The sequence below is a fragment of the Rhodococcus sp. 05-340-2 genome (assembly GCF_002258915.1).
Classification (GTDB): Bacteria; Actinomycetota; Actinomycetes; order Mycobacteriales; family Mycobacteriaceae; genus Rhodococcoides.
Map to the genome: position 1 here is coordinate 656436 of NZ_NOYU01000027.1, position 25145 is coordinate 681580.

General features: G+C 66.1%; 21 protein-coding genes and 1 tRNA gene. 9 read left to right on the top strand and 13 right to left on the bottom strand.

What is annotated here, in order from left to right; genetic code table 11:
- The first annotated feature begins 62 nt into the window (after nucleotides 1-62).
- Nucleotides 63-1568, top strand: coding sequence for a glycine betaine/L-proline transporter ProP (gene proP, locus CH271_RS18115; protein WP_052047490.1), 1506 nt, complete (start codon nucleotides 63-65; stop codon nucleotides 1566-1568).
- Nucleotides 1569-1578: 10 nt separating this feature from the next.
- Here proP and CH271_RS18120 read toward each other — a convergent pair whose 3' ends face one another.
- The 4 genes from CH271_RS18120 to CH271_RS18135 form a co-directional block, all read right to left on the bottom strand.
- Nucleotides 1579-2835, bottom strand: coding sequence for a saccharopine dehydrogenase family protein (locus CH271_RS18120; protein WP_037189337.1), 1257 nt, complete (start codon nucleotides 2833-2835; stop codon nucleotides 1579-1581).
- Nucleotides 2836-2879: 44 nt separating this feature from the next.
- Complete coding sequence (locus CH271_RS18125; RefSeq protein WP_094634388.1) at nucleotides 2880-4376, bottom strand: glutamate-cysteine ligase family protein; 1497 nt, start codon at nucleotides 4374-4376, stop codon at nucleotides 2880-2882.
- Nucleotides 4377-4481: 105 nt separating this feature from the next.
- On the bottom strand, nucleotides 4482-5942 hold the full coding sequence (locus CH271_RS18130) for an SDR family NAD(P)-dependent oxidoreductase (RefSeq protein ID WP_037189335.1): 1461 nt from the start codon (nucleotides 5940-5942) through the stop codon (nucleotides 4482-4484).
- Nucleotides 5943-6087: 145 nt separating this feature from the next.
- A tRNA-Leu gene (locus CH271_RS18135) sits at nucleotides 6088-6173 on the bottom strand.
- 204 nt (nucleotides 6174-6377) lie between these two features.
- Between CH271_RS18135 and CH271_RS18140 the strand changes: the two genes are divergently transcribed.
- Nucleotides 6378-7709, top strand: a complete 1332-nt coding sequence (locus CH271_RS18140; RefSeq protein WP_094634595.1) for a M20/M25/M40 family metallo-hydrolase — start codon at nucleotides 6378-6380, stop codon at nucleotides 7707-7709.
- Nucleotides 7710-7725: 16 nt separating this feature from the next.
- Nucleotides 7726-8253: a YbhB/YbcL family Raf kinase inhibitor-like protein gene (locus CH271_RS18145; RefSeq protein ID WP_032398050.1), complete on the top strand. Its 528-nt coding sequence runs from the start codon at nucleotides 7726-7728 to the stop codon at nucleotides 8251-8253.
- A 45-nt stretch (nucleotides 8254-8298) separates the two neighbouring features.
- On the opposite strand, the gene CH271_RS18150 is transcribed toward CH271_RS18145, so the two are convergent.
- The 3 genes from CH271_RS18150 to CH271_RS18160 all read right to left on the bottom strand — a co-directional run bounded on the left by CH271_RS18150 (nucleotide 8299) and on the right by CH271_RS18160 (nucleotide 10773).
- Entirely contained in the window at nucleotides 8299-9369 is a 1071-nt protein-coding gene (locus tag CH271_RS18150) for a quinone-dependent dihydroorotate dehydrogenase (protein WP_094634596.1), read from the bottom strand.
- Between the two features lie 95 nt (nucleotides 9370-9464).
- Nucleotides 9465-9725 carry a DUF5703 family protein gene (locus CH271_RS18155; protein WP_052047489.1) on the bottom strand — a complete coding sequence of 87 codons (261 nt, stop codon included), beginning with the start codon at nucleotides 9723-9725 and terminating at the stop codon, nucleotides 9465-9467.
- A 22-nt stretch (nucleotides 9726-9747) separates the two neighbouring features.
- Nucleotides 9748-10773 carry a YncE family protein gene (locus CH271_RS18160; protein ID WP_179274666.1) on the bottom strand — a complete coding sequence of 342 codons (1026 nt, stop codon included), beginning with the start codon at nucleotides 10771-10773 and terminating at the stop codon, nucleotides 9748-9750.
- A 160-nt stretch (nucleotides 10774-10933) separates the two neighbouring features.
- Here CH271_RS18160 and CH271_RS18165 point away from each other — a divergent pair, with 160 nt between their 5' ends.
- Nucleotides 10934-11299 carry a hypothetical protein gene (locus CH271_RS18165; protein WP_094634389.1) on the top strand — a complete coding sequence of 122 codons (366 nt, stop codon included), beginning with the start codon at nucleotides 10934-10936 and terminating at the stop codon, nucleotides 11297-11299.
- Here CH271_RS18165 and CH271_RS18170 read toward each other — a convergent pair.
- The 4 genes from CH271_RS18170 to CH271_RS18185 form a co-directional block, all read right to left on the bottom strand.
- On the bottom strand, nucleotides 11274-12128 hold the full coding sequence (locus CH271_RS18170; RefSeq protein WP_094634598.1) for a heme ABC transporter ATP-binding protein: 855 nt from the start codon (nucleotides 12126-12128) through the stop codon (nucleotides 11274-11276). The genes CH271_RS18165 and CH271_RS18170 overlap by 26 nt on opposite strands.
- Nucleotides 12119-13186, bottom strand: coding sequence for a FecCD family ABC transporter permease (locus CH271_RS18175; protein WP_094634390.1), 1068 nt, complete (start codon nucleotides 13184-13186; stop codon nucleotides 12119-12121). Before CH271_RS18175 ends, CH271_RS18170 begins: the two co-directional genes overlap by 10 nt.
- Entirely contained in the window at nucleotides 13183-14145 is a 963-nt protein-coding gene (locus tag CH271_RS18180) for a heme/hemin ABC transporter substrate-binding protein (protein ID WP_373453581.1), read from the bottom strand. Before CH271_RS18180 ends, CH271_RS18175 begins: the two co-directional genes overlap by 4 nt.
- Nucleotides 14146-14225: 80 nt before the next feature.
- Entirely contained in the window at nucleotides 14226-15158 is a 933-nt protein-coding gene (locus CH271_RS18185; protein WP_037189329.1) for an aldo/keto reductase, read from the bottom strand.
- 211 nt (nucleotides 15159-15369) lie between these two features.
- Here CH271_RS18185 and CH271_RS18190 point away from each other — a divergent pair, with 211 nt between their 5' ends.
- The 5 genes from CH271_RS18190 to mshC all read left to right on the top strand — a co-directional run bounded on the left by CH271_RS18190 (nucleotide 15370) and on the right by mshC (nucleotide 19734).
- Nucleotides 15370-16200, top strand: a complete 831-nt coding sequence (locus tag CH271_RS18190; RefSeq protein ID WP_371828432.1) for an undecaprenyl-diphosphate phosphatase — start codon at nucleotides 15370-15372, stop codon at nucleotides 16198-16200.
- 25 nt (nucleotides 16201-16225) lie between these two features.
- Nucleotides 16226-16933, top strand: coding sequence for a histidine phosphatase family protein (locus CH271_RS18195; RefSeq protein WP_094634392.1), 708 nt, complete (start codon nucleotides 16226-16228; stop codon nucleotides 16931-16933).
- A 135-nt stretch (nucleotides 16934-17068) separates the two neighbouring features.
- The gene (locus CH271_RS18200; RefSeq protein ID WP_037189325.1) at nucleotides 17069-17659 is read left to right on the top strand and encodes a DUF3090 domain-containing protein; all 591 of its coding nucleotides are present in this window, start codon (nucleotides 17069-17071) and stop codon (nucleotides 17657-17659) included.
- A gap of 35 nt (nucleotides 17660-17694) precedes the next feature.
- Complete coding sequence (locus CH271_RS18205; RefSeq protein WP_170946058.1) at nucleotides 17695-18468, top strand: SCO1664 family protein; 774 nt, start codon at nucleotides 17695-17697, stop codon at nucleotides 18466-18468.
- Between the two features lie 24 nt (nucleotides 18469-18492).
- Nucleotides 18493-19734: a cysteine--1-D-myo-inosityl 2-amino-2-deoxy-alpha-D-glucopyranoside ligase gene (mshC, locus tag CH271_RS18210; protein ID WP_037189321.1), complete on the top strand. Its 1242-nt coding sequence runs from the start codon at nucleotides 18493-18495 to the stop codon at nucleotides 19732-19734.
- On the opposite strand, the gene CH271_RS18215 is transcribed toward mshC, so the two are convergent.
- A complete protein-coding gene (locus CH271_RS18215; protein WP_256986437.1) occupies nucleotides 19731-20969 on the bottom strand; it encodes a DUF2399 domain-containing protein in 1239 nt (412 codons plus the stop codon). The two genes, mshC and CH271_RS18215, sit on opposite strands and share 4 nt — an antisense overlap.
- Nucleotides 20959-25143, bottom strand: a complete 4185-nt coding sequence (locus CH271_RS18220; protein WP_094634394.1) for a TIGR02680 family protein — start codon at nucleotides 25141-25143, stop codon at nucleotides 20959-20961. Before CH271_RS18220 ends, CH271_RS18215 begins: the two co-directional genes overlap by 11 nt.
- Between the last annotated feature and the right edge of the window lie 2 nt (nucleotides 25144-25145).

Below are 25145 nucleotides of genomic sequence, written 5' to 3' on the forward strand. Positions count from 1 at the left end.
GTGCATCGATCTGCACCGCGGTCGTTTGAAAACGAATCGTTTGTCTGGCTAACGTTGAACGAATGACATCAGCGCCCAGTCTCGAACCCAGCCGAGAACAGGCCACGTGGGGACGCCGCCACGTCCAGCATCTTCGCCGCGACGCGTTCTCGAAACGGATGCGCACCAAGCCTGCGCTCTCGGAGGAGAGCATCACTGTCGTCGATCAGCCGATGCTCAAGCGCGCCGTCTCGGCAGCTGCTCTCGGCAACACGATGGAGTGGTTCGACTTCGGCGTCTACGGCTACCTGGCCGCGACGTTGGGCAAGGTGTTCTACCCCGACGCGACACCGGCAGTGCAGCTCATCTCGACGTTCGCCACGTTCGCGGCAGCGTTCGTCGTTCGTCCGCTCGGAGGTCTGTTCTTCGGACCGCTCGGGGACCGAATCGGGCGGCAGAAGGTGTTGGCCGCCACCATGATCATGATGGCGATCGGCACGCTTGCCGTCGGCCTCATCCCCAGTTACGCGACCATCGGTATCTGGGCACCGATTCTTCTTCTAGTCGCACGATTGGTCCAAGGATTCTCGACCGGCGGCGAGTACGGCGGTGCCACCACGTTCATCGCCGAATACTCACCGGACAAGCGGCGCGGCTTCCTCGGTAGCTGGCTCGATTTCGGCACCTTCGTCGGTTACGCCATGGGCTCGGGCCTGGTGACGATCCTCAACGCGGTGTTGGGCGACGCCACGATGGTCGAATGGGGTTGGCGCATACCGTTCTTCGTCGCAGGCCCGATGGGTCTGATCGGGCTGTACCTGCGACTCAAGCTGGAAGACACGCCCGCGTTCCGCAAACAACTCGACGAACACGACAACAAGGTCAAGGCGCAGGAGAGCGGTCGGAGGTCGATCGGAAAGATCTTCACCGATCATTGGCGGGCGCTGTTGATCTGCATGGGAATCGTGTTGCTGTACAACGTGACCAATTACATGGTGACGTCGTACCTACCCACGTACTTCACCGAGGTCGTCGGCCGCAGTCAGCTCAGTGCGGACTTGCTCGTCCTGTCGGCGATGGTCGTCGTGGTGAGCGTCATCGTGGGTGTCGGCAGGCTCACCGACCGAATCGGACGCAAACCGGTGTTCGTCTTCGGTGCCGTCGGGCAGATCGTTCTCGCCGTACCCTGCTTCTTGTTGCTGCGTAGCAGCGGGTGGCTGGGGCCGTTGATCGCATGCTTGCTGCTTGGCCTCGTTCTGGCCTGTTTCGCGGCGCCGAGCGCATCGACGCTACCGGCCCTGTTTCCGACCCGGATTCGCTACGCGGCGCTGTCGATCGGCTTCAACCTGTCGGTGTCGATCTTCGGAGGTACGACGCCACTGGTCACCTCCGCGTTGGTCAGCGCAACGGGTAGCCCGATGATCCCTGCGTACTACCTCGTCGTGAGCGGTCTCGTCGGCCTCGTCGCCGTCGGATTTCTGCGTGAGTCTGCCACCCAGCCTCTGGACGGCTCACCGCCACAGGTCGACTCGACCGAGGAAGCCAAGGAGCTCTATTCCGAGGTCTCCTCGGCCTCCGCGCGGTCGTAGCGGCCGTCGATCAGTTCCGCTTGGCCCAGATCTCCATTCCGGCCGCATTGAGACGGTCCACGAGGACGTCGCCGATCGCAGTGGCGGGAGTGAGCACTCCGCTGGCCTTCGGCAGGGCGTCGCCGCCGTATACGAGTGCGAGTGCCGACTCGGCCAGCATGATCGCGGTGGCCTTGTAGCCGGGGTCTCCCGACGCCTTGACCCGGGCCCGGTAGCGAGCCCCCGACGTGGTGAGGGTGTACAGGTCGACCGTGAAATGTCCCTTCTCGCGGGCTTTTTCACTGGGGCCGGTGCCCGGCTTGGGCAGAATGCGATCGAGCACCTTGGCCGGAAGCACAGTCATGGCGGACACGCCGACGAAGAGCCCCGCGGACAGAGCCCCGGCGAGGACGGGGCTGGCGAACGACGAGCCGACACTCATCACCTCGCTGTAGCGGAACTGCTTTCCGTAGGCCCAGTCGCGAAGTGCGTTGGTCCGCCGGACGACTCGCGTGTTGTACGAGGCCATCACGAAGGGGGCTTTCCAGCCACGCAGGCTCGGGTCGATCTTCTTGCCGTCGATCAGCACGGTGTCGAGCTGGCGACCGAGTTGCGGCTCGAGGCCGCGATCGGGACTGAGCGAGTACGGCCGCGCGGCGATGCGTCGGGCCCGCTTGTCCTTCTTCATCGCCTCGATCTGCCCACGCAGCGAGTCGATGGTGCCGCCGCTGACCCCACCGGACATCGACGTGACCACCAGGGTCGTGTCGGTCAGCTCACCGGCGTTGTCCGCGGTCACGGCCTCGTACAGGGCGTGTACGCCGATGTCGGACGGGATGGAATCGAAGCCGCACGAGTGGACGATGCGGGCTCCGGTGCGCTGAGCGATCTCGTGGTTGGTATCGATACTCTCGCGGGCGAACAGGACTTCGCCCGTGAGGTCGACGTAATCCGTCCCGGCCTCTGCACATGCCGTTGCCAGTTCCAAGCCGTACTTGGCGTACGGACCGACCGTGGTGATGACGACTCGGGTCGATCGGGCCATGGCCTCGAGCGATGCGACGTCGGTGGCGTCGGCCTCGAGAACGGACCACTGCTGAGCCCTGGAGCCCAGTTCCTTCCTGGCGGCCTCCACCCGCGCCGTCGAGCGCCCGGCAAGGGCGATCCGGGTGTCTGCCGGCGCGTGCTCGGCGAGGTATTTCGCCGTCAATTTCCCGACGAAGCCGGTGACGCCGTAGACGACGATGTCGTGAGTGCGATCGGGGGAGTCGGATGCAGGCGAGTTCATACCAGCGACACTAACGCGGGTCACCCCAGCGAGTCGACGCGCCGTCAGTTCGTCCAGGTGTGCACGGGTTCTCCGGCATTCATGAGGGTGACGTAATCACCGAGCATTCCCGCAAGCGCTCTATCGCGCTTCTCACCGGCGCGTTCTCGGGCGACGACGGCGTTGCGCTGCCACACCGAGCCGGACTGCTTGGCCAGGCACCGCGCTTCGATCACCCCGAGATAGCGGTCGCGGACCGTCGCGTCCACGCCGTAGGCGGCCAGCCCGGCGTCGGCCAGTGGCAGCAGCCGACGCAACACCAGTTCCTGCGGACTCACCCAGCCCACCTCGGGCCAGTAGAGCATCGAATCGAACCCGCCGCGGGCCGCAGAGTGCACGTTCTCCTCGGCGGCGTCGAACGACATCTGGGACCACAGCGGGCGGTCTGCATCGGCCAGTGCGCGGACGGTTCCGTAGTAGAACGCCGCGTCGGCGAGAGTGTCCACCACCGACGGTCCGGCCGGGAGTACACGATTCTCGAGCCTGATGTGGTGGCCGTCGCCGGACCGGTCGTAGATCGGCCGGTTCCACCGGTAGACGGTTCCGTTGTGCATGCGCAGTTCGGACAGCGACGGTGTCTTGCCCTCGGCCAGCGCAGCCTTGGGGTCCTCCTCGCTGCAGACGGGAAGCAACGCAGGGAAGTAGCGCGAATTCTCCTCGAACAGATCGAAGATCGAGGTGATCCACCGTTCGCCGAACCACACCCGTGGTCGGACTCCCTGATTCTTGAGCTCCTGCGGCCTGGTGTCGGTGGCCTGTTCGAACAACGGAATACGGGTCTCGTGCCACAGCGCGCGACCGGCGAAGAACGGTGAGTTTGCGGCGAGTGCCACCTGTACGCCCGAAAGAGCTTGCGCTGCATTCCAATACGACGCGAACTCGTCCGGAGCCACCTGGAGGTGCAGCTGAACCGACGTGCAGGCCGCCTCGGGCAGGATCGTGTCGGTCACGATGTCGAGGTCCTCGGCCGCAGCGGCACCGGGCAGCCGAACTCCGCCGATCTTCAGTTCGATGTCCTCGCCGCGAGCGGCGAAGATCTGTTGGTTGAGGAGGTCGTAGCGCGGATTCGCCGAGAGCCACCGGTGCTCGAAGTGCTCCTCGTCCAGAGTCGGGAGCATGCCGATCATGGCGAGACGACTACCCGAGGTGCGGGCGCGTTCGTCCGCTGCATTCAGCGATCTGCGCAGGTCCGTCTCCAACTCGGCGATCGAGGCACCGCGCAGTGGCCGAGGGTCGACGTTGATCTCGATGTTGAACTGGCCGAGCTCGGTTTGATAGTCGGGGTCGGCGATGGCGTCGAGCACCGTCGCGTTGGCCATGGACGGCTCCATGTCGTCGTCGACGAGATTGAGCTCGATTTCCATGCCGATCTGGGGTTCACCGACGTGGAAGGTCTCGTCGGCCAACATGACCGCCAGGGCATCGAGACAGTCCTGGACCTTCTGGCGGAACTCGTGCCGGTCCTGCCTGGTGAACTTACGGCGCTCGACGTCCTCGCCCATGGTGACCGCCTATCGGTGCGTGAAGAAGGGCCGTTCGCTCACGCGCAACGACTTCGAGTTACGAGTATCGCAGTCCGCGTTCACCGAGGGGGACGCACGCGAAAATCACCAGGGTGACGGCTGGTAGTCCTTGAGGAACGAGCCGTACAGATCGTTTCCGAGCTCTCCCTGCACGATCGGGTCGTACACCCGGGCGGCTCCGTCCACCAGGTCGAGTGGAGCGTGGAAACCTTCGTCGGCGAGCCGCATCTTGGTGGGGTGCGGTCGTTCGTCGGTGATCCAGCCGGTGTCGACGGCGGTCATCAGGATTCCGCTCTCGAGCATCTCCTTCGCGCTGGTGCGCGTCAGCATGTTCAGCGCGGCCTTGGCCATGTTGGTGTGGGGATGCCCCGGCCCCTTGTAGGCGCGGCCGAATTGGCCCTCCATGGCCGAGACGTTCACGACGTACTTGCGTCGTGCCTCCGAGGCCTCCATCGCGGTACGTAGCCGTGAGACCAGGATGAAGGGTGCGACGGAATTGCAGAGCTGGACCTCGAGCAGTTCCACCGGGTCGACCTGCTCGACGGTGTGGATCCAGCTGTTGGTCTCGGCCAGATCGGGTACCAGACCCCCGGCGTCGATGGCGAGCCCGCTCTCGATCCTCTCGGCCGTGACCGAGCCGGCGACCATGGCGAGCGAGGCCACGTCGTCCGCGCTCAGGGCAGCAGTCGATGTGCCGCCGATCGCGGTGGCGGGCAACGAACTCGCCAGCGACGCGGGGTGCGCATCGCTGGTCTTGCCGAACGTGATGCGCTCCGGCCCTGCGCCCTCGGTCAAGGCCGCGGGCAACGGTTCGGCTTCCGCATCGGCCAGTGCGCTGTAGGAGCCGGGGGAGCGCTTGACGGTCTGTGCGGCGTTGTTGATCAGGATGTCCAGAGGTCCCTCGGCCGCGACGGAATCGGCAAGTGCCACAACCTGAGCCGGATCGCGAAGATCGATACCGACGACGCGCAGACGGTGCAGCCACTGATCGCTGTCATCCATCGCGGCGAAGCGACGTACGGCATCGTTGGGGAAGCGAGTGGTGATCGTGGTGTGAGCACCGTCGCGGAGCAGTCGAAGTGCGATGTACATGCCGATCTTCGCTCGACCGCCGGTCAGCAACGCCCGCCGTCCGGACAGGTCGGTTCGAGCGTTGCGCTTGCCGCGATTGAGCGTCGCGCACTCCGGGCACAGCTGGTGATAGAACGAGTCGACGTGGGTGTAGCGCTGCTTGCAGATGTAGCACGGACGGGCCTTGATCAGCGTGCCCGCGATGTCTCCCTCGGCGCGGGAGGTGAGGGAGAGGCCTGCGGTCTCGTCGTCGATCCGGTCAGGGGATCCTGTTGCGGTGGCGGCGACGACGGCACGGTCGGCCGCGTTGACGGCGTTGCGCGCCGCGACGCGTCGAGCACGCTTGAGGTCCTTGAACATCGCACCGGAGGCGCGCTGGACAGCGATCGAATCGGGATGGTTCTTGTCCAGCTCTGCGGCCTGCTTCAGCACGCGCAGGCACGTCTCGAGATCGGTTGGGTCGATCGCGTTCATCGTCGGTCTCCTAGCATCGGCCCCTTCGAGCCGAAAGAAGCGAGTGCAGAACGAAAAAGACCCCGATTCCGAAGAATCAGGGTCCGTTTCGTCTGTCTCAACTCAGATCTGTGAAAATCTCTGTCTGGCTACATCTTTCAGACGGTGTCCGAGGGGGGACTTGAACCCCCACGTCCGTTAATAGGACACTAGCACCTCAAGCTAGCGCGTCTGCCATTCCGCCACTCGGACAAGTGCGACCGCTGCCGCATATTCTCTTTTTGCTTTCACAGCCGGCCGCTGTGTGCTGCGTAAGATTATCCGACGGGTTCCCGATAACCCAAATCCCCACGTCAGTTCATGCTCGAGGCCGTTTCTCATGGTGCCCGGAGCGGATTCTGGTGGTAGGAACGACGTGTGCCCAACGATGTGAGCAATCCCGGAAACACAACCGATATCGACGCCACCGTTGCCCTCGACGAAGTCGTGGATCTCGTCAGTTCCCTCATCCGGTTCGACACCTCGAACACGGGGGAGCTCGACACCACGGTCGGCGAGAAGGAATGTGCCGAGTGGGTGGCGAGCAAGCTCGAGGAGGTGGGGTACGAGACGGAGTACGTCGAGTCCGGGGCCCCCGGTCGAGGCAACGTGTTCGCGTGGCTGCGCGGGTCGGACTCCTCTCGCGGCGCGCTGCTGGTCCACGGACACCTGGACGTCGTGCCCGCCGAACCCGCCGACTGGAGCGTGCATCCGTTCTCCGGGGCCGTCGAGGACGGGTACGTGTGGGGCCGGGGAGCAGTGGACATGAAGGACATGGTCGGCATGGCTCTCGCGCTGGCCCGCCAGTTCAAGTCCAACGGAACCGTCCCACCCCGCGACATTCTGTTCGCGTTCCTGGCCGACGAGGAGGCAGGCGGCAAGTACGGATCCCACTGGTTGGTCGACAATCGACCCGATCTGTTCGAGGGCGTCACCGAGGCGGTCGGCGAGGTCGGCGGCTTCTCCCTGACCGTCGCGCGCCCGGACGGCACCGAAAAGCGGCTCTACATGGTCGAGACGGCGGAGAAGAGCCTGGCCTGGATGCGGCTGACGGCAAAGGCTCGGGCCGGGCACGGATCGTTCCTGCACGACGACAACGCCGTGACGTACCTGGCCGAGGCAGTGGCCAAACTGGGCAATCATACGTTCCCTCTGGTGCTCACCGAATCGGTCTCGCAGTTTCTGCAGGCCGTCTCGGAGGAATCGGGTCTCGATTTCGACCCGACGTCACCGGACATCGACGGCACCCTGCTCAAGCTCGGCAGCATCGCGCGCATCGTCGGAGCGACGCTGCGCGACACCGCGAACCCGACGATGCTCTCGGCCGGCTACAAGGCCAACGTGATTCCGCAGACGGCGACGGCAGTGGTGGACTGCCGAGTGTTGCCGGGCCGACAGGCGGCCTTCGAGAAGGAGGTCGACGAGTTGATCGGCCCGAACGTCGAACGCGAGTGGATCACGAAACTCGAACCGTACGAGACCACCTTCGACGGCGATCTCGTCGATGCGATGAACGACGCCGTCTTGGCACACGACCCGAACGGTCGAACTGTTCCCTACATGCTGTCCGGTGGTACCGATGCAAAAGCGTTCGCGCGCATCGGTATTCGCTGCTTCGGCTTCGCTCCACTGAAGTTGCCACCGGAACTGGATTTCGCGGCGTTGTTTCACGGCATCGACGAACGAGTACCCGTGGAATCGTTGGAGTTCGGTACACAGGTACTCGAACACTTCTTGCTGCACAGCTGATACGAAAGGAACCATCGTGGCGTACAACCCATACGACTCGCTTCCGGACCTACCGTCCTTCGAGTTGACGTCCGAGGACGTCGAGGACGGCAAGACATTGGCCGCTCAGCAGGTCAGTGGAATCATGGGAGCCGGTGGGCACGACAACTCCCCGCAGCTGTCCTGGTCCGGATTCCCCGAGGGCACAAAGAGCTTCGCTGTCACCGTCTACGATCCCGACGCGCCGACGGCATCCGGCTTCTGGCACTGGGCAGTGGCGAACATCCCCGTCGAGACGACATCGCTGGTGTCCGGCGCGGGCGACGACGGCGGGACCGGGGTGCCCAGCACCGCGGTGACGCTCAAGAACGATGCGGGCCTGTTCCGCTACATCGGTGCTGCACCGCCGGCAGGCCACGGCCCGCACCGCTACTTCATCGTGGTTCACGCGGTGGACGTGGAACGGCTCGAAGTGGACGAGACGGCCACCCCGGCCTACCTCGGCTTCAATCTGTTCTCGCACGCCATCGGCCGTGCGGTCCTCACCGGCATCTACGAGGCCTGAGATCGACCGTCGGGTGTCGGAAGATTCGTTTCGACACCCGACGGTTCAGGACTGGTTCGCCGAGCCCACCGCATCGCTGATCGTGGCGAACCCGTGTTCCTCCAGCCGAGCCGCCAATCCACGGTGAATGCTCTTGATCCACAGCGGGCCGCCGTAGATGAACCCGGTGTAGCCCTGCACCAGTGACGCGCCCGCGGTGATGCGCTCCCACGCCTGCGCCTCGGTCTCGATACCGCCGACGGAGATCAGCGTCAGACGCGTTCCCACTCGCCGGTACAGACGTCTGAGCACCTCGAGCGAGCGGTCCGCCAGCGGAGCACCGGACAGGCCACCTGCCCCTGCTGCGGCGACCACGTCGGCGTCGGTCCGCAGACCGGTGCGGGAGATCGTCGTGTTGGTGGCCACGATCCCGTCGAGACCGAGTTCGACGGCCAGATCGGCCACGGCGTCGATGTCCTCGTCGGACAGGTCGGGGGCGATCTTGACCAGTACCGGGACCGTCACCACGGACTGAACCGCCTCCAGGATCGGCCGCAGCGATTCGACGGCCTGAAGGTCACGTAGTCCAGGGGTGTTGGGGGAGCTGACATTGACGACCACGAAGTCCGCCAACGGGCCCAGCAGCCGAGCGCTGGCCGTGTAGTCCGCGGCAGCACCGACCGGCTCCACGATCTTGGTCTTGCCGATGTTGGCACCGATCGGGATACCGGTGCGCCTGGCACGGACACGCTGGGCGGCGTGCTCGGCACCGTGGTTGTTGAAGCCCATGCGGTTGACGATGGCGCGGTCCTGAGGCAATCGGAACAGTCGAGGCGTCGGATTGCCCGGCTGGCTCTGCGCTGTCACGGTGCCGATCTCGGCGAAACCGAATCCGATGGGCCCCCACGCATCGATACCGTCGGCATTCTTGTCGAAGCCGGCCGCGAGACCGAGCGGAGCCGGGAAGTCGACGCCGAACACCGTCGAGCGCAGTCGCGGATCGTCGACCACGAACATCTTCTCGGCCAAGTAGCGGAGCGGCGGCACCACGGCGACGACGCGGAGCACCCGAAACGCCAGGTGATGAATCCTCTCCGGTGGGACGAGGAACATCAGGCGCAACAGAACTCGGTACAGACGGTCTCCCACGGTCTTCTCTCCGGTCGATCTGGCTCGGTCGAACACATACTGCGGTTTCAACGATCGTGCGGTCGAACAGTACTGCGAAATGCTCAGATTCCGGGCTCGGGGATGTGATGCGCGGTCTTCTTGCGTTTGAGCAACACACGCCTGCTGCCGTCCGTGTACAGCCGAACCCGCGACAGTTCCCAGCCGCCGAACTCGGCCTGAATCGCCAGGCGCATGGAAGCTGTCACACGGGTCACATCCGGTGGCAGCCGCAACGGCACGTACTCCCAATCGTCGGACGGAGACACTTCCCATCCGACGGGCATCTTCGCGCGCCCAGGTGCCGAATTGTCATGCGCGTCCATATGCCTCCTCAGTCCCTATGGGTCAACGACCGGCAGCAGTGATCCGCTGCAGTCCGTCACCGGTTGCCGAACCCACGTACAGGTCGCCGGTGTCGGCGTCGACAGCAACCGAATTCGGCTGCCGCACAGTGGCCAACCGCTCGGCCTCGACCGGAATTCCGGTGTCGAGTGTGTACCCGACCACCTCGTTGGACGCGGGAAGCGTCACCCATGCGACACCGGACTGCTCATCGTAGGCGATCGCCCACGGCTGCGACCCGACCGGAAACCGTTGCCGCATCAGCAGGTCGTGCGAAGTGAAAACGAGCAACTCGGTCCCGGTCGAATCGGTGACCAGCAGGCGTCCGAACTCGTCGCTCGTCATCTCCGCGGCACCTTCGCCTGCGCGCAGGGCCACTCCGAGGGTGCCGTCGTCCAGGTTCAGGTCGGTCACCGACGTCTGGCGACGATCGAGAACCGAGACCCCGTTCGGTGTACTGGCCAGAGCATCGGCCGAGGTCACGTTGCCGCCGGAGACCGTGGTGGTGACCTGACCGTTCGTGTCGAGAACGCGGACCGCTCCGGTGTCGTCGCCGACGGCTGTCGTTCCGTCGGGCAGGTCTGCTGCGGACAATGCGTCACCGTCGACAGGCACGTCGGTGCGCTGTCCATCCGCCACGGCGACCCTCGCGACGGCGCCGTCCATGGGCACCAGCACTGTCGAGTCCCGTCCGGCGACGAGTGCTGCTCCCGTGGAGCCCAGATCGACCACCTGGGTCTGCGCCGTGGCTCCGTCGCGGACCAGAGTCACGGTTGTCGATGCGTCGGTCAGCGCCACCAGGGTGCGGGTGGCGGGGTCGAACGTGAGGGCGTCCACGGGCGCGAACGCGCTGACGGTTCCGGCGGGGGTCACGGTCGCCTCGGGGGACTCGGCCGGCGGTCGGGGTTCGACGGAGATGTCTTCGGCGTTCTCGTCGTCACTGGAGCACCCGCCGATCGACAGGACGGTGACGACGACGAGCGCAGACGCGACTGCCGCTCGAATCGAACGAGCCGACGGTGTTCGCATGAGGCCGAACCTACTTCCTCGAGAAGACGCTGCCTGTGGAGGCGTTGCCACATCTGTACCAGCGCGCAGCGATCTCGGCGAAATCGACCACGCCGGATCGGTTGTCGTCCGGTCGCATCCGAGGACGCGGTAGCGTGATCGTCCGAGGTGAGTGCACGACATGGGAGTGGACGTGGGAACCGAGGAAACACACTTCGTGGTCGAGGAAGTGAACGCCGGAACGCATCCGAACGGCTTCGGGCGCACCGACGACGGCCGAGCGTTCGCGTTTCGTGTGCATCGAAGCACCCTGTACGTGGAGATATACCGCGCCGATGTGCAATCTCCTGTGCCGGACCGGTCCGAGGTCGAAGCGGTGGCCGAGCACTCGGTGACCGAGGTCGATCTGACGGACGAGCGCAGCATCGTCGGTGTCGTGCGTGACGCGGTCGCTCATGCGCAGCAGCTGTCCGATACGTCACAGCAGGACACCACAGCAGTACGTGCCTTCTTCAACCGGGTCAATTCCGTGCTGGAGGGTTTCTGACACGGTGGGGAACCACCAACTGTTCGCCCGTGTCCGGATGATCGAACACGTCGACGGGGTGCCGGTAGACCCGGGCCAGCCGCTCGGCGGTCAGCACCTCCCGCGGCGGACCGGTTGCAATCAGTTCACCCGAGTCCAGGATCGCGACGCGGTCGGCGTAGGCCGCCGCGAGGCCGAGATCGTGCAGCACGACGACCACCGCACGGCCCGCGGCAGCGAGTGAGCGCACCACGGCCATCACCGACTCCTGATGGCCCAGGTCGAGAGCGGCCGTGGGCTCGTCCAGCATGATCGTCGCGGTGTCCTGGGCCACGACGCGCGCCAGCGCAACCCGGGCCTGCTCGCCACCGGAGAGCGACGCGAACGGTCGGTGCGAGAAGTCCGCTACATCGCACGCGGACATGGCTGCGGCGACGCGGTCGTCGTCGTAGCGCGCCGCCGATGTACCGACCCAGGGGGCTCGACCCATTCGGACGATCTGGCCGGCCGAGAACGCGAACCCGACGCTGTGTTGCTGAGGCAGCACAGCGCGTCGCCTGGCCACATCGACCGTGCGGAAGCGGGTCAGTGGTTCGTCGCCCAGTAGAACCGATCCGGCGCTGGGGTCGGTGTCTCCCGCCAGAACGGAGAGCAGCGTCGATTTGCCGGCGCCGTTGGGGCCAACCAGCGCCAAGATCTCGCCCGCGACCACGTCGAGGTGGACGTCGGACAACACCGTCGCATCCCCGCGCCGTGCGCAGACTCCGCGGGCGACGAGGGTGCTCGAACCCGGTTCGGGGGTGGCCGGGATCTCGCGCCGCGCCGCGCCGATTCGTTTCGTCACGCCCAGCCGCCCTGGCGAGCACGGGTACGGCGGAGCAGCCAGAAGAAGAACGGGGCACCCGCCAGTGAGGTGACCATGCCGAGCGGCAGGTCGATGTTCGCGACGAGGGTCCGGGTGACGAGATCGGCAGCGAGCAGCACGACGGCCCCGGCGAGGGCGCTGGCCGGGATGAGCAGTCGATGCGCGGGGCCGAGCACCATCCGCATGGCGTGGGGGACCACCAGACCCACGAACAGGATGATCCCCGTGAAAGCGACGCCGGATGCGACGAGCAAGGCGACGACGACGATGGCGAACTGTCTGAGTCGTTCGACGTTCACTCCCAGATGGCGTGCCACGTTCTCCCCGAGCGCAAGCAGGTCGAGTCGGCCGGCGATCGCCAGGGAGGCTCCGATTCCGAATAGAGCGAGCGGGCCGACCACGGCCACCGACTGCCAGGTTGCGCCCGCGAGCGACCCCAACTGCCAGAACACGATCTGATCGCGGGCGGCGGGACTGGCGACGAACGTGAAGAACGCGATGACACCGCCGGCGAATGCATTGACCGCTACGCCGGTGAGGATGAGAGTCACCACCTCGGTGCGGCCGGCGTTGCGAGCGAGGAAATACACGGCGATCGTGGTGATCAGCCCGCCGACGAATGCTGCGAACGCCACACTCCAGACTCCGGCGAAGCTGCCACCGAGCACGATCACCGAGCTGGCACCGACGGCAGCGCCCGAGGAGACCCCGACGACACCCGGCTCTGCCAGTGGATTGGCGAACACTCCTTGAAGCAGCGCGCCCGCGCACCCCAGACACGCGCCGACGACGATTGCCAGAGTCAGCCGGGGGAATCGGACCTGCCACAACGTCACCTCGCCGCTGGGATGCGCCGGCATCGGGCCGATGTCGAGTCCCACCCGATGCGCGAGGCTGCCCAGCACTTCGAGCGGAGTGGTCGGCACCTGTCCCACGACGGCCGAGATCAGGGCCAGGCACACCAGTGCCACAACGAGGGCTCCGAATGTCGCGAGAACCCGTCCCCGGCCCGTGCCCGGTTCGGCGAGTGTGCGGTCGGTCATGACGCCGGGTCGTACACGGCCTTCGACAGTGCGCCCAACACCTTTCCCGTGTTCGGGCCGAAACTGAGGATGGTGCCGTCGTCCATGTCCACCACCCGGCGTTCTCGGCCTGCCGGGGTCTGAGCGATTCCGGGGATCTGCTCGAGACCCTCGATTCCGCCGATCGATTCCAGGCCCTTGGTCATCATCAGAATGACGTCGGGTGCTGCGGCGATCAAGGCTTCGCTGGTGACCGGCACGAACTGTTCGGTCAGACCCGATTCGACACCTGCGTCCCTGGCACCGAGAGCCTCGATCAGTGCATCCGCTCCGGAGCCGGGCCCGGCAAGCATCTTGATCGCCGGGCCGCGCATGTACAGGAACGCGATCTTCGGTGGTTCGGTGGACTCGGGTGTGGCGTCCGCCGCTGCCGATATCTCGGTGTTCGTTCGTTCGGCGAGATCGGCACCGGCGTCGGGCACACCCAGGGCGGCTGCCACGGCCTCGATCTGGGTGGCGACGCCTGCCAGAGTGCGCGTGGGGTCGAAGTACACGACCGGAATGCCAGCGGCTCGGATCTGATCCTGCACAGCGCGGGGACCGATGCTGGTATCGGTCAGGACGACGGTCGGCGAGAGCGCCAGAATCCCCTCGGCACTCAGAGAATGGCCCGTCGGGGTGACGTCGGGCACGTTCTCGGCCGCAGGAAATGCAGCAGACGTGTCACGTCCGACGAGGTTGTCGCCGAGTCCGAGCGCGAAGACGGTCTCGGCCAGCGTGCCGTACTGGTCGGCCGCGACGATGCGGCTGTTGTCCGTCACCGTGACGGCCACGCCGTCGAATCCGGTCACGGTGACGGGAAGTACCCCCGCCGGATCGTCGGTGATGGGTTCCGGATTCGGATCGTCGACGACGGCGGTGCGGGGGCCGACGGAGTCCGAGGATCCTGCGCCGGGGGTGTTCGCCGAACAGGCGACCAGGAGTCCGGCGACGAGGAGCACGGCGGCGAGACGGTTGACGGTCACAACGGAAGGTTAGCCTGTCCGATGTTTGTGGGGGATCAGGCGCTGACGTCGTCCAGCGCCGACGCGATCGCCGGCGGCAGCTCGAGTTCCTCGGCCATCAGTGCGCCCATCAATTGCGCGAGGTCCCGTGCTCCCACGATCGCGCTGCTCACTCCTGGTCGGTCCCGCGCCCACGCGAGTGCGACCACCAGGGGAGACGTGGCCAGACCGTCGGCAGCGGTGACGGCCGCGTCGACGACGCCCACCGCGGAATCGGTCAGGTACGCGTGCACGGCCTCGGCGTGCAGCTCGTCGGCCCCGCGGGAGTCCGCGGGTACGCCGTTGCGGTATTTGCCCGTCAGGACGCCGCCTGCCAGGGGGACCGCCGCCAGGATGCCGATGCCGTGGTGGTGCGCGGCGGGAACCAGCTCGTCCTCGATTCCGCGCGCGAGCAGGGAGTACTCCGCCTGCGTGGCCACGATGTGTCCGGTACCGGCTGCGCCTGCTGCTGTCGCCAGTTGCCAGCCGAGGTAACCGCGGGCTCCGGTATAGCGGACTCGTCCGCTGGTCACGGCGTAGTCGAGCGTTGCGGCGACCTCGTCCACCGGCGTCATCGGGTCCCAGGTCGCGACCTGCCACAGGTCGAGGTAGTCGGTTCCCAGTTCGCGCAGCGTGGCGTCGAGTTGGCCGAGCAGTCCGCGCCTCGAGCAATCCACGTGATAGCGGCCGTAGCGCGAACTGAGGCCCGCTGCGCTGCTGATCACCAATTCGTGCCGCGGGACCACGTCGTCGAGCAACTCGGCGAGCACTCGCTGCGCGCGTCCGTCCCCGTATGCCGGAGACGTGTCGACGAGCGTGCCGCCTGCCTCGGCGAACGCCGACAGCTGTGCTGCGGCGTCGTCACCGTCGGTTCCGCTTCCCCATCCGAGGGTGCCGAGGCCGAGTCTCGAGACTCGAAGTCCGCTGGTGCCGACCGATCTCTGCTTCATATGTGCCGATTGTCCTTTTACGTGTGATCGTCGGTGTCGAACTGCACTGCCGCCAGTGCACAGTAGTGCGCCGCGCCGCTCGGTGCGTACGTGCCGCGCCGGGTACGGTCGTGCCCGTGAATCGCGAATTCAGGGGGCAGGCCGGCGGCCTCGCATCGACAGTGGACAGTCCATCGACGCTCATCTCGGAGGGTGGCCCCGCATGATCGACATGACGTGGCTGCAGGCGATCATCCTCGGCGCAGTCCAGGGCCTGACCGAATTCCTGCCGATCTCCTCGTCCGGGCACCTGCGCATCGTCTCCAGTGTGTTCTGGAACGAGGACGCCGGTGCCTCCTTCACCGCGGTGACCCAGCTCGGCACCGAAGCTGCAGTCCTGCTGTTCTTCTGGCGAGACATCGTCAGAATCGTCAAGGCCTGGTTCGTCGGCCTGACGAAGAAGGAAGAACGCGGTCTCGACTACCGGATGGGGTGGTACGTGATCATCGCCACCATTCCCATCGGCATTCTCGGCCTGTTGTTCAAGGATCAGATCCGAACCGGTGCCCGCAACCTGTACCTCATCGCGTTCATGCTCATCGCCTTCGCCATCGTCATCGCGATCGCCGAGAAGGTCGGCCGCAAAGAACGTCCGATCGAGAAGCTGACCACCCGGGACGGCATCGTCATGGGTCTGGCGCAGTGTCTCGCCCTGATCCCCGGAGTCTCCCGTTCCGGGGCGACGACCAGCGCAGGCTTGTTTCTCGGACTCGAACGCGAAGCAGCTGTGCGATTCTCGTTCCTGCTCGCCATCCCGGCGGTCACCGCCTCCGGTCTGTTCTCGCTGCCCGACGCCTTCGAGCCAGTCGGCTCGGGGCTGGCCGCGTCGGGCCCGCAGCTGCTGGTGGCCACGATCATCGCCTTCGGCCTCGGCTACGCCTCGATCGCCTGGCTGCTGAAGTTCGTTGCGAACCACTCGCTGTACTGGTTCGTCGGGTACCGCATCGTGCTGGGCGTCGTCGTGCTCGGTCTGCTGGCCGGCGGGGTTGTGTCTGCAACGTAGGTTCACCTTCATTACTCTCGATGCAATGACAGTCATCTTGCTTCGGCACGGCCGCTCGACGTCGAACACCGCAGGCACGCTCGCGGGTCGAAGCGCTGGAGTCGAGCTCGACGATCGTGGGCGCGAGCAGGCGCAGGCGGTGGCGGATCGTCTCGGCGAGCTGCCCGTGTCCGAGATCGTGCGCTCGCCGTTGCTGCGGTGCGAGCAGACGGTCGAGCCGTTGGCCGCCAAGCTCGGGCTCTCGCCGGTGGTCGAGGATCGGTTGGTGGAGGTCGACTACGGGCAGTGGACCGGCAGGACGATCAAGGAGCTGCTGGCCGAGCCGCTGTGGAAGGTGGTGCAGCAGCATCCGTCGGCTGCGGTGTTCCCGGAGGGTGAGGGCTTGGCGACGGTGCAGCAGCGCGCGGTGCAGGCCGTGCGCGAGCACGACGCTCGGTTGGCCGCGCAGCACGGCCGCGACGTGTTGTGGGTGGCCTGCTCGCACGGTGACGTCATCAAGTCGGTGCTCTCGGACGCGATGGGTGCTCACCTCGATTCGTTCCAGCGCATCGTCGCCGACCCGGCATCGATCAGTGTCGTTCGCTACACCTCGACGCGGCCCTTCGTACTGCGGACCAACGACACCGGGTCGGACCTGAGTGCGTTCGTGCCGAAGGCCGAGGAGCCCAGCACGCCGGAACCGGGCAACGCGGACTCGTCCGACGCGGTCGTCGGTGGTGGGGCAGGCAGCTAGAGCGCCGATTCGGCGCTGACACCCCGATCGGTGGCAGGCTGGAGGGCAAGCAATACCGTCCATGGTCGATCTGTGGCCGATAATGAAAGTTCCGAGAATTGTTTCGCGGAGCTGTTCGAGTCGTTAGGAGGTGCAATGCCGCGCGCCATACACGTTTTTCGCACCCCTGATCGTTTCGTTGCCGGGACCGTTGGGGAACCGGGCGACCGAACGTTCTTCCTCCAGGCGGTGCACGACGCCCGCGTGGTGTCGGTCGCCTTGGAGAAGCAGCAGGTCCAGGTACTCGCCGACAGGATGGGGCTGCTCCTCGAAGAAGTGCACCGCCGCTTCGGAGCCGACGTTCCGGCCGAGGAGACCGATCCGGTCGACACGAGTCCGCTGTTGACTCCGATCGACACCGAGTTCCGCGTCGGAACGATGGGACTCGGCTGGGATGCCGACGCCAACGCCGTCGTGGTGGAACTTCTCGCCGTCAGCGAAGTCGAGGTGGACGAATCGGTCGTTCTCGACGACACCGACGAGGGCCCCGACGCAGTCCGGGTGTTCCTCACTCCGGTGCAGGCCCGCGAATTCGCGGTGCGGTCCGAGCGCGTCATCGCGGCGGGCCGTGCACCGTGCCCGCTGTGCGGGCAGCCGCTGGCTCCCGAGGGACACGTCTGCATCAGAACCAACGGCTACCGCCGCGGTGCGACGTTCGGACCGGTGACCGAGGTCGACGAGTCTTGACCGTCGAACTGCCGCCGTTCGAGGGCCGCGAAACCATGGAGACCGGCGACCTGACAATCGTCGGTCGCGTGGTGTCGGCCAGCAACGCCACGCTGGTGTGCGAGGCGGGCGAAGGCGACTCGGCCGTGCGGTGCGTGTACAAACCCGTTCGCGGTGAAGTGCCGCTCTGGGACTTTCCGGACGGCACTCTCGCGGGTCGCGAAGTGGCGTCCTACGAAATCTCCGAGGCCCTGGGTTGGGGTGTCATTCCACCGACGGTCCTGCGCGACGGGCCGTTCGGCCCCGGCATGGTGCAGAAGTGGATCGACACGCCCGACGATCACGCCGAGGGACGCGTCGACCTCGTCGATATCTGCCGTCCCGATCTCGTGCCGGCGGGATGGATTCCGGTACTGCAGGCGTACGACGGCGAAGGCGAGGAGATCGCGCTCATCCACGCAGACGATCCGCGGCTGCAGCGGATGGCGGTTCTCGACGTGATCCTCAACAACGCCGATCGCAAGGGTGGCCACGCACTCGAAGGTCTCGATGGCTACGTGTACGGAGTCGATCACGGCATCTGCCTGCACGCCGAGAACAAGTTGCGCACGGTGCTGTGGGGGTGGGCTGGCCAGGCCGTGGACGATGCACTGATGACCGACGTGGTCAGGTTCGTCGAGACGTTCGACGCGGTCACCGCACCACGCTTGGTCGACAAGATCACCCTGACCGAAACGGTCGCAGTGCTCGACCGAGCGCAGGAACTGATCGCCCGCCCCATCATGCCGGAGCCCCGCTCGAGCAGACCCATACCCTGGCCCGCCTTCTGATCGGGCTCGGATAGGCTCGGATACATGCATTCTTGGTCGAGCCCGGAGATCCCGACAATTCCAGGACAGGGTCCAGCGCTTCGATTGTTCGATACCGCAGACCGCCAGGTACGACCCGTCACCCCCGGTTCGACGGCTCGGATGTACGTCTGCGGAATCACCCCGTACGACGCCACCCACCTCGGGCACGCGGCGACGTACCTGACCTTCGACCTGATCTACCGGCTGTGGCTGGACGCGGGCACGGACGTGCACTACGTGCAGAACGTCACCGATGTCGACGATCCGCTGTTCGAGCGCGCCGACCGTGACGGCGAGGACTGGCGCGATCTGGGAGCTCGGGAGATCGAACTCTTCCGCGCCGACATGGAAGCGCTCCGGGTACTCCCTCCGCGCGACTACATCGGTGCCGTCGAGTCCGTCGACGAGGTCGTCGAACTGGTGGAGAAGCTGGTCGCGTCCGGTGCCGCGTACGTCGTCGACGACGCCGAATACCCGGATGTGTACTTCCGTGCCGATGCCACCGAGCAGTTCGGCTACGAGTCCGGTTACGACCGCGCCACGATGGACACGTTCTTCGCCGAACGCGGCGGCGACCCCGATCGGGTCGGTAAGCGGGATCCACTCGACGCGTTGCTCTGGCGCGCGGTGCGGCCGGGTGAGCCGTCGTGGCCGTCGCCGTGGGGTCCGGGTCGGCCCGGGTGGCACATCGAATGCGCCGCCATCGCGCTCAACCGCATCGGTACCGGCTTCGACATTCAGGGCGGCGGAAGCGATCTCATCTTCCCGCACCACGAATTCTCGGCCGCACACGCCGAGGCGGCGACCGGTGATCCGCGCTTCGCCCGGCACTACGTGCACACCGGGATGATCGGGCTCGACGGCGAGAAGATGTCCAAGAGTCGCGGCAATCTGGTGTTCGTCTCCAAGCTCCGGGCCGAGAACGTCGATCCGAGCGCCGTGCGACTCGGTCTGCTCTCCGGTCACTACCGGCAGGATCGGCCCTGGTCCGACGAGGTCCTCGAACGGGCTCACACCCGGCTCGCACTGTGGCGGCGGGCTGCGGCCCTCGAAAGCGCAGCATCTGCCGACGATGTGATCAATCGGTTGCGGCAGCATCTGGCCGACGATCTGGACACCCCCAAGGCGCTCGATGCGCTCGACGCGTGGGCGAGTTTCGCCGTCGAGCGTGGCGGATCGGATGCGGGCGCACCCGGCGCCTTCGCCGATGCGGTCGACGCGTTGCTCGGAGTTCCGCTGCGTTAGTCCGCGGGTCCCAGGCGTAGGTCCGTCAGCAGATCCGGGACAAGTCGATCTTCCATGACTGCTCGGCCCGAGTCACGAAGGGCAGCAGCCAGTTCCGGGTCCCACGGACTGTCCGTCGGATGGCCCTTCAGCGGTTCGGAATTCCGTGCATCGAGCGCGTGCCGGTAGGAGTCGACGTCCATGCGCCACGGCGTCGCGTCGTATCGGTCCACTGCGTTTTTCACCATGTTCACTCCGGCCCAGTCGAAGTCGGCACGCCATTCGATCGTGGTGCCGGGCGCGCGGGAGGCCAGCAACCGGTGTACCGCGGCGGAGGGCTGACCGTCGGTGCAGATCAGGCTCGCGCAGTTCGCCCCGAGAGTGCGGGCTGCAGCGGCGAGAACCGCCACGTTCTCGCAGACGAACACTGTCGACGAGCTGTTGGTGAGCGTCCCGCGCATGAGCATGTCCACGGTGACGGGGAAGGGGATGCCCTCGTCTGCGGCATCGTTCAGCCAACGGGCCACCGAGTGGGTCTCGTCGACGCGGTAGCCGAGCACCAGCACCCGGCTGGACACCGCGTCCACCGACACACCCGCGGTCTCCCACAACGCCCTGATGCCGACCGGATCGACGGGCCGAGGGACGTTCTCGCGCAACGACAGTGCATCCAGAACAAGTTTCGGGGCACCGCCGGCCGAGAGTGCCTTGGGATCACCGCAGGCGCGTTCGGCCAGCTCGGTGAGCGACATCCCGTCCACCGGCAGCATTGCGAGGACCTTCGTTGCCACCTCGAGCGCATCGACGGCGACCCGGCCGCCGAGGGTGCCGTCCTGGTTGAGCAACGATGCGATCCAGTACTCGATCCATTCTCGGTCGGTGCCGCCGCCGAGAACCTCCCTGGCTCGATCGAGTGCATCGGCACGCACCTGAGCCTTGTCTGCGGCGATCCGTTTCTTGTCCTGCAACGGGGCCTGCGAAGTGAGGGTGTCGATCAGTCCGAGGCCGCCGTTGAGCGGATGGCTCAGCCACGCGTCGAACCGCTCGAGGTCGAGCCTGGTGCTACGCGCCCGAGAATGCAGACTGGAGTTGGACCGAGAGATCGCGCTGCACAGACGCCACAGCTCCTGGGCGTCGCTCAGATCGACGGTGATGTTGCCGCCGACGCGAAGCCAGTTGGACTCCAACTTCTTTCGTGCCGCATCGAGCAGCGCATCCAATTCGACGCTGCCGCGCCACTCGCTGTTACCGCTCAAACTCCAGCCCACCTTCGGTTCGGGTCGGCACACGGCGCGTCAGCGGTGACCCGAGTGCGGCAGCGAGGTCGGTACCGTCGTGCTCGGCGAACAGTTCACCGTTCTCCCACACCAGAAGTGCTGCGCTGACGGTGTTCTCGGCCGTCGAATGCGCCAGGTCGTAGTGCGCGCAGCCGGGGACGTCCCCGTAGGTGATCCACAGGTCGTATCCGGTCATGAACAGATCGAGATCGAATTGCACACTCAGGCCGAGCAATTCGCTGCGTCCGTTGTCGTCGACACCGGCGAACGCCTCGTCCAGCGCCAGCAGCCGAGGCGAATGTGGATCGGCGGACGAGAGCATCACGTGCGCCGCGGCGAACAGTGGCAGGTGCAGCGACACCGATTGCTCACCGCCCGAGAGCGCACTGTGGCGTGCGACGGTGAGACGATCCTCGTTGCCGTCACCGCTGATGAGCGTGAAAGCGAACACGCGCCAGCGACGGTAGTCCAGTGTCGTGGACAGGATCTCGGGGTAGGACCGTTCCGGATGTGCCGCGCGAGCGATTCTGATCTCCGACGCGAAGTGGGCTCGCATCGCGGCCAGATCGTCCTGGTTCAACGCCGAGGCGTCGCGGTCGAGCAGTTTGGACACCGCCCGGGCCCCGTCGTCGAGGTTGTCTGCGAGCACCCAGTGCACGCCGATCGTGTTGCCCGAGGACATGCGGCGCTGCTTCATCTCGGTGGACATCTGGGCGATCAGCTCGCGTGCGTCGACGGTGCGCTCGTGAATCTGCTGCGCCAGGCCGGTCAGCAATGCATCTTCGAGAATTCGGCGCTCCTGCTCGGTCAGCAGCAACTCCTGATCGGCCCTCGCCGAACCGATTCGATCGGCGAAATCTCCGACCGACGAGTAGCCCTGCTCATCCTGGACGCGGACCACGGTCAAACCGTCCGGCGCATCCCACTGCAGGCGGTAGTCCTGACCCGATGCGGCGAGTTGCGAGTCGAACTCCTGCAGCGCACTCGTCAGCGCAGTCCGGGTCGACTTCCGGCTCGAGTCACTGACTTTCACCGACGCCGTCGCTACGTCGAGTGCCGAATGCAGTGCGCGCACCACCGGTGGAAGTACCGGAACCTCGTCGTCGGGACCGTCGGCCTGCTGGACTCGGTAGAGAATCTGCTCCACGGTCAGCCAGGCGGAATCACTGGCCGGCCAGGCGTACGCCTCGTGGACGCCGAGGATGCCGAGCAGGTCCTTACGAGCGTAGGGCGCGAGCCGTACGGCGTCGCCCAGGGTTTCGGTGACGGCACCCCGCAGGCTTTCCAACGCTGTGTTGCAGGCACCTTCGGCCTTGCCGATCGCTTCGCCGGCTTCCTTGTCCGCTTTACGCGCGGCCCGCTGCTCAGCGCGGCATTTCTCGATGCGTTCGCGTGCGTTCTCGAGATCGGTGTCGATCTGTTCGGCGGTGGCACCGAGCTTCTCGCTCAGGAGCTCGAGGCGTTGCACCTGCTGCCGGTAGTTCTCGTCGGCTATCGCGGCTTCCTCGGCGAGCTCTTCGGCCAGGCCACTCGCTTCTTCGAGCCGGTTGGTTGCTTCGCGGGCGCGTTCTGTTTCACGCGTGTGATCGCCGCGCTTGCGGATCACCATCGAGCCCTGATGCTCGAAATGCCGAATCGCAGCGGCGAGGGCGTCGATGTCTCGACCGATGTGTGGGGTTCGGTGAGCAACGGCGACGGTGCGCAGCTGCTTCTCCTTCGCCGACAGGTCCGCGATCGCCTGGTCGAACTCGCGGTCGGCTGCGGCAGCACCCTCCGTGGAGGTGCGCAGCGCCCCGGCGGCGGCAGTGACGGCGCGTTGCGCTTTCACGATGGCCGAGACTCGGGGAAGTTGCTTCGCGGCCGCACTCAGTGCCTGAACCGATTCGCGGGCAGATCGCTCGTCGGCCGTTGCGGTCTCCAGCGCGGCGGTCGCGGTGTTCATCGCGGCGCCGAGCTCGGCGATGCGTTGCTCTCGCCGACGCGCCCGCGCCGTCGCGCCGATGTACTCGGCATCGGTCTTGGTGTGGCGCCCCTGCTGCACACCCTGCCAGTACCGACCGTCGACGCCTACCGAGACGGCACAGTCCGAGAATGTGCCCTGGTCCTGTTGCAATGCAACCGAATTCAGCACGTCGAGAATGCGTGATTCCGATACCGCAGTACCGGGCTCGGGTTCGAGGACGGACGCCAACGTGGTCCCGGTCGGCCTCGAGGCCTCCGGCAGCGGGGACAGATACTGCTCCGAGTTCGATTCGCCCGGGAAGTCCGCGATCGGGTGGATCCAGCCGTCGAGCAGATTCGCCGCCTGCAGCGCGGATTCGATCCCGGCCGCGTCGCCAGGGGACACCGAGTCCGCGAACCGAACCAGCTGCCACAGAGGAGCACCCGAGAGCTCGGCGCGAGAGTCGGTTCGTGCCGCGAACGGCGGCGGCGCGTCATCGTGTTCGGCCCGAACCAGGGACAGCTCGTCGCGCAGCGCGTTCAGTTCGGTAGTGCGGGTCGACACGTCGACGCGGGCCTGTGCCTGCCGGGCACGAAGCGCGTCGACCCCGTCCGCGGTCTGGTCCGACAGCACGGATTCCAGGCTCGGGGCGTCGTCGTCGCCGATGTCTGCCAACGCGGCATCGAGGGCCTCGAACGCTGCGGAGGTGATACCCGCTGAGGAGTAGAGCGCGGAATGGGTCGACCACCAGGCCCGCAGCCCCGAAGCGAACTGCGCCTTCTGCAGGTCGACGGTCGCCTCGGCTTCGGTGACCGCAGCCGACGCGGCCTCGAGCATCTCGCGAGCCTTCGAAGCGGCCTTCTCCGCACGAGCGCGTTCCGTCGACGCCTTCTCGACGGTTCCCAACGCCTCGCGAACTGCTCGCACGTCGCCGTCGCGTTCCTCGGCATGGCCACGCAGCGCGGTGCTGATCTGATCGCTGCGGGCTGTTCCCGGCAGTGGGGTCCAGACGATTCCGGCATCCTCGGCCGCAGTCTGCAGCTCCTCCTCGGCGCGGGTCACCCCGGCAATCGAATCCCGGAGGGCGGAATCGGCCCGAGCCGCTTCGGTGGTGCGCTGTTCGAGTTCTGCTCGAGCCTTGCGTGCGCGGTCGGCCTGTTGGGCGGTCGAGATCTCCAGCTTCGCAGCGGACTCGGCCAGGTCGTCCAGTTGCTGCTTGCCCTCGTACGCGCTCGAGCGCTGCAGGGTCTCGCGGTCTGCAACGGCCTGATCCAGTGCGCGTTCGGCCTCGTCGAATCGAGTTTCCGCAGCCGCTCGCTCCAGCAGACGCCGGTCCTTCAGGGCGGCGGCGGCGAAGTGCGCGGTGGTCGCATGAGTGACTGCCTCGAGCCGGCGCGAGACCTGCTCGACATCCGAACGAGTCTGCACCCGAAGGTATTTGGAGTACACCGAGACGAAGTTCTTGGCGGCATGATCGGCCTGCGCCAGTCCTTCGAGCGCCCGGCCCACTTCCTCCATGTCGCTGAAGGAGCGGGCAGCTTCGAGCACCAACTGTTCGTCCAACGGGCGCAGGCCGTCGGTCAACGCCTGCGAGAGCCCCTTGGGGTCGAGGTTCTTGGCCAATTGCGGGCGGCGAAGCGTCAGAATCAGATTGATCAGCTGGTCGTAGCGCTGCGCGCCCAGTCCGAACATCCGGGCATCGATCGCGGCGCGATAGTCCACCGGGCGATCGGTCAACGCGTCGGTGCCCAGCTGTTCGCCGAGTTGCTTCTTCGTCAACGGCCGGTCGTCGGAACCCAACAACGAGAAGTCCACGCCCACTCTGCCGTCGGCCACGAAGTACCAGCGGGTCACCTTGTCGTTGTGGCGGCTCGCCCGCATACCGATGCCGACCGTCACCGATTCGGGATCGGCGCGTGAACCGCGGCCGAACTCCATCCACACGTACGAGTGCGCGCTTTCCTGCCCTCGATAGAGCAGGTTGGATTTCATCGTCCGCTCCTCTCCGGCAAACGGATTGAGCCGGCGCGGTTCGATACGACCGTCGAGGACGAACGGGAACAACACTTCGAGCGCTTTGGTCTTGCCCGATCCGTTGGGACCACGCAACACCAGCCGACCGTCGGCGAAGGAGAACTCCTGATCGCGGTAGTCCCAGAGGTTGACGATCCCTGCTCGCGTCGGCCGGAAACGTGTCGAGTGTGTGGTCATCT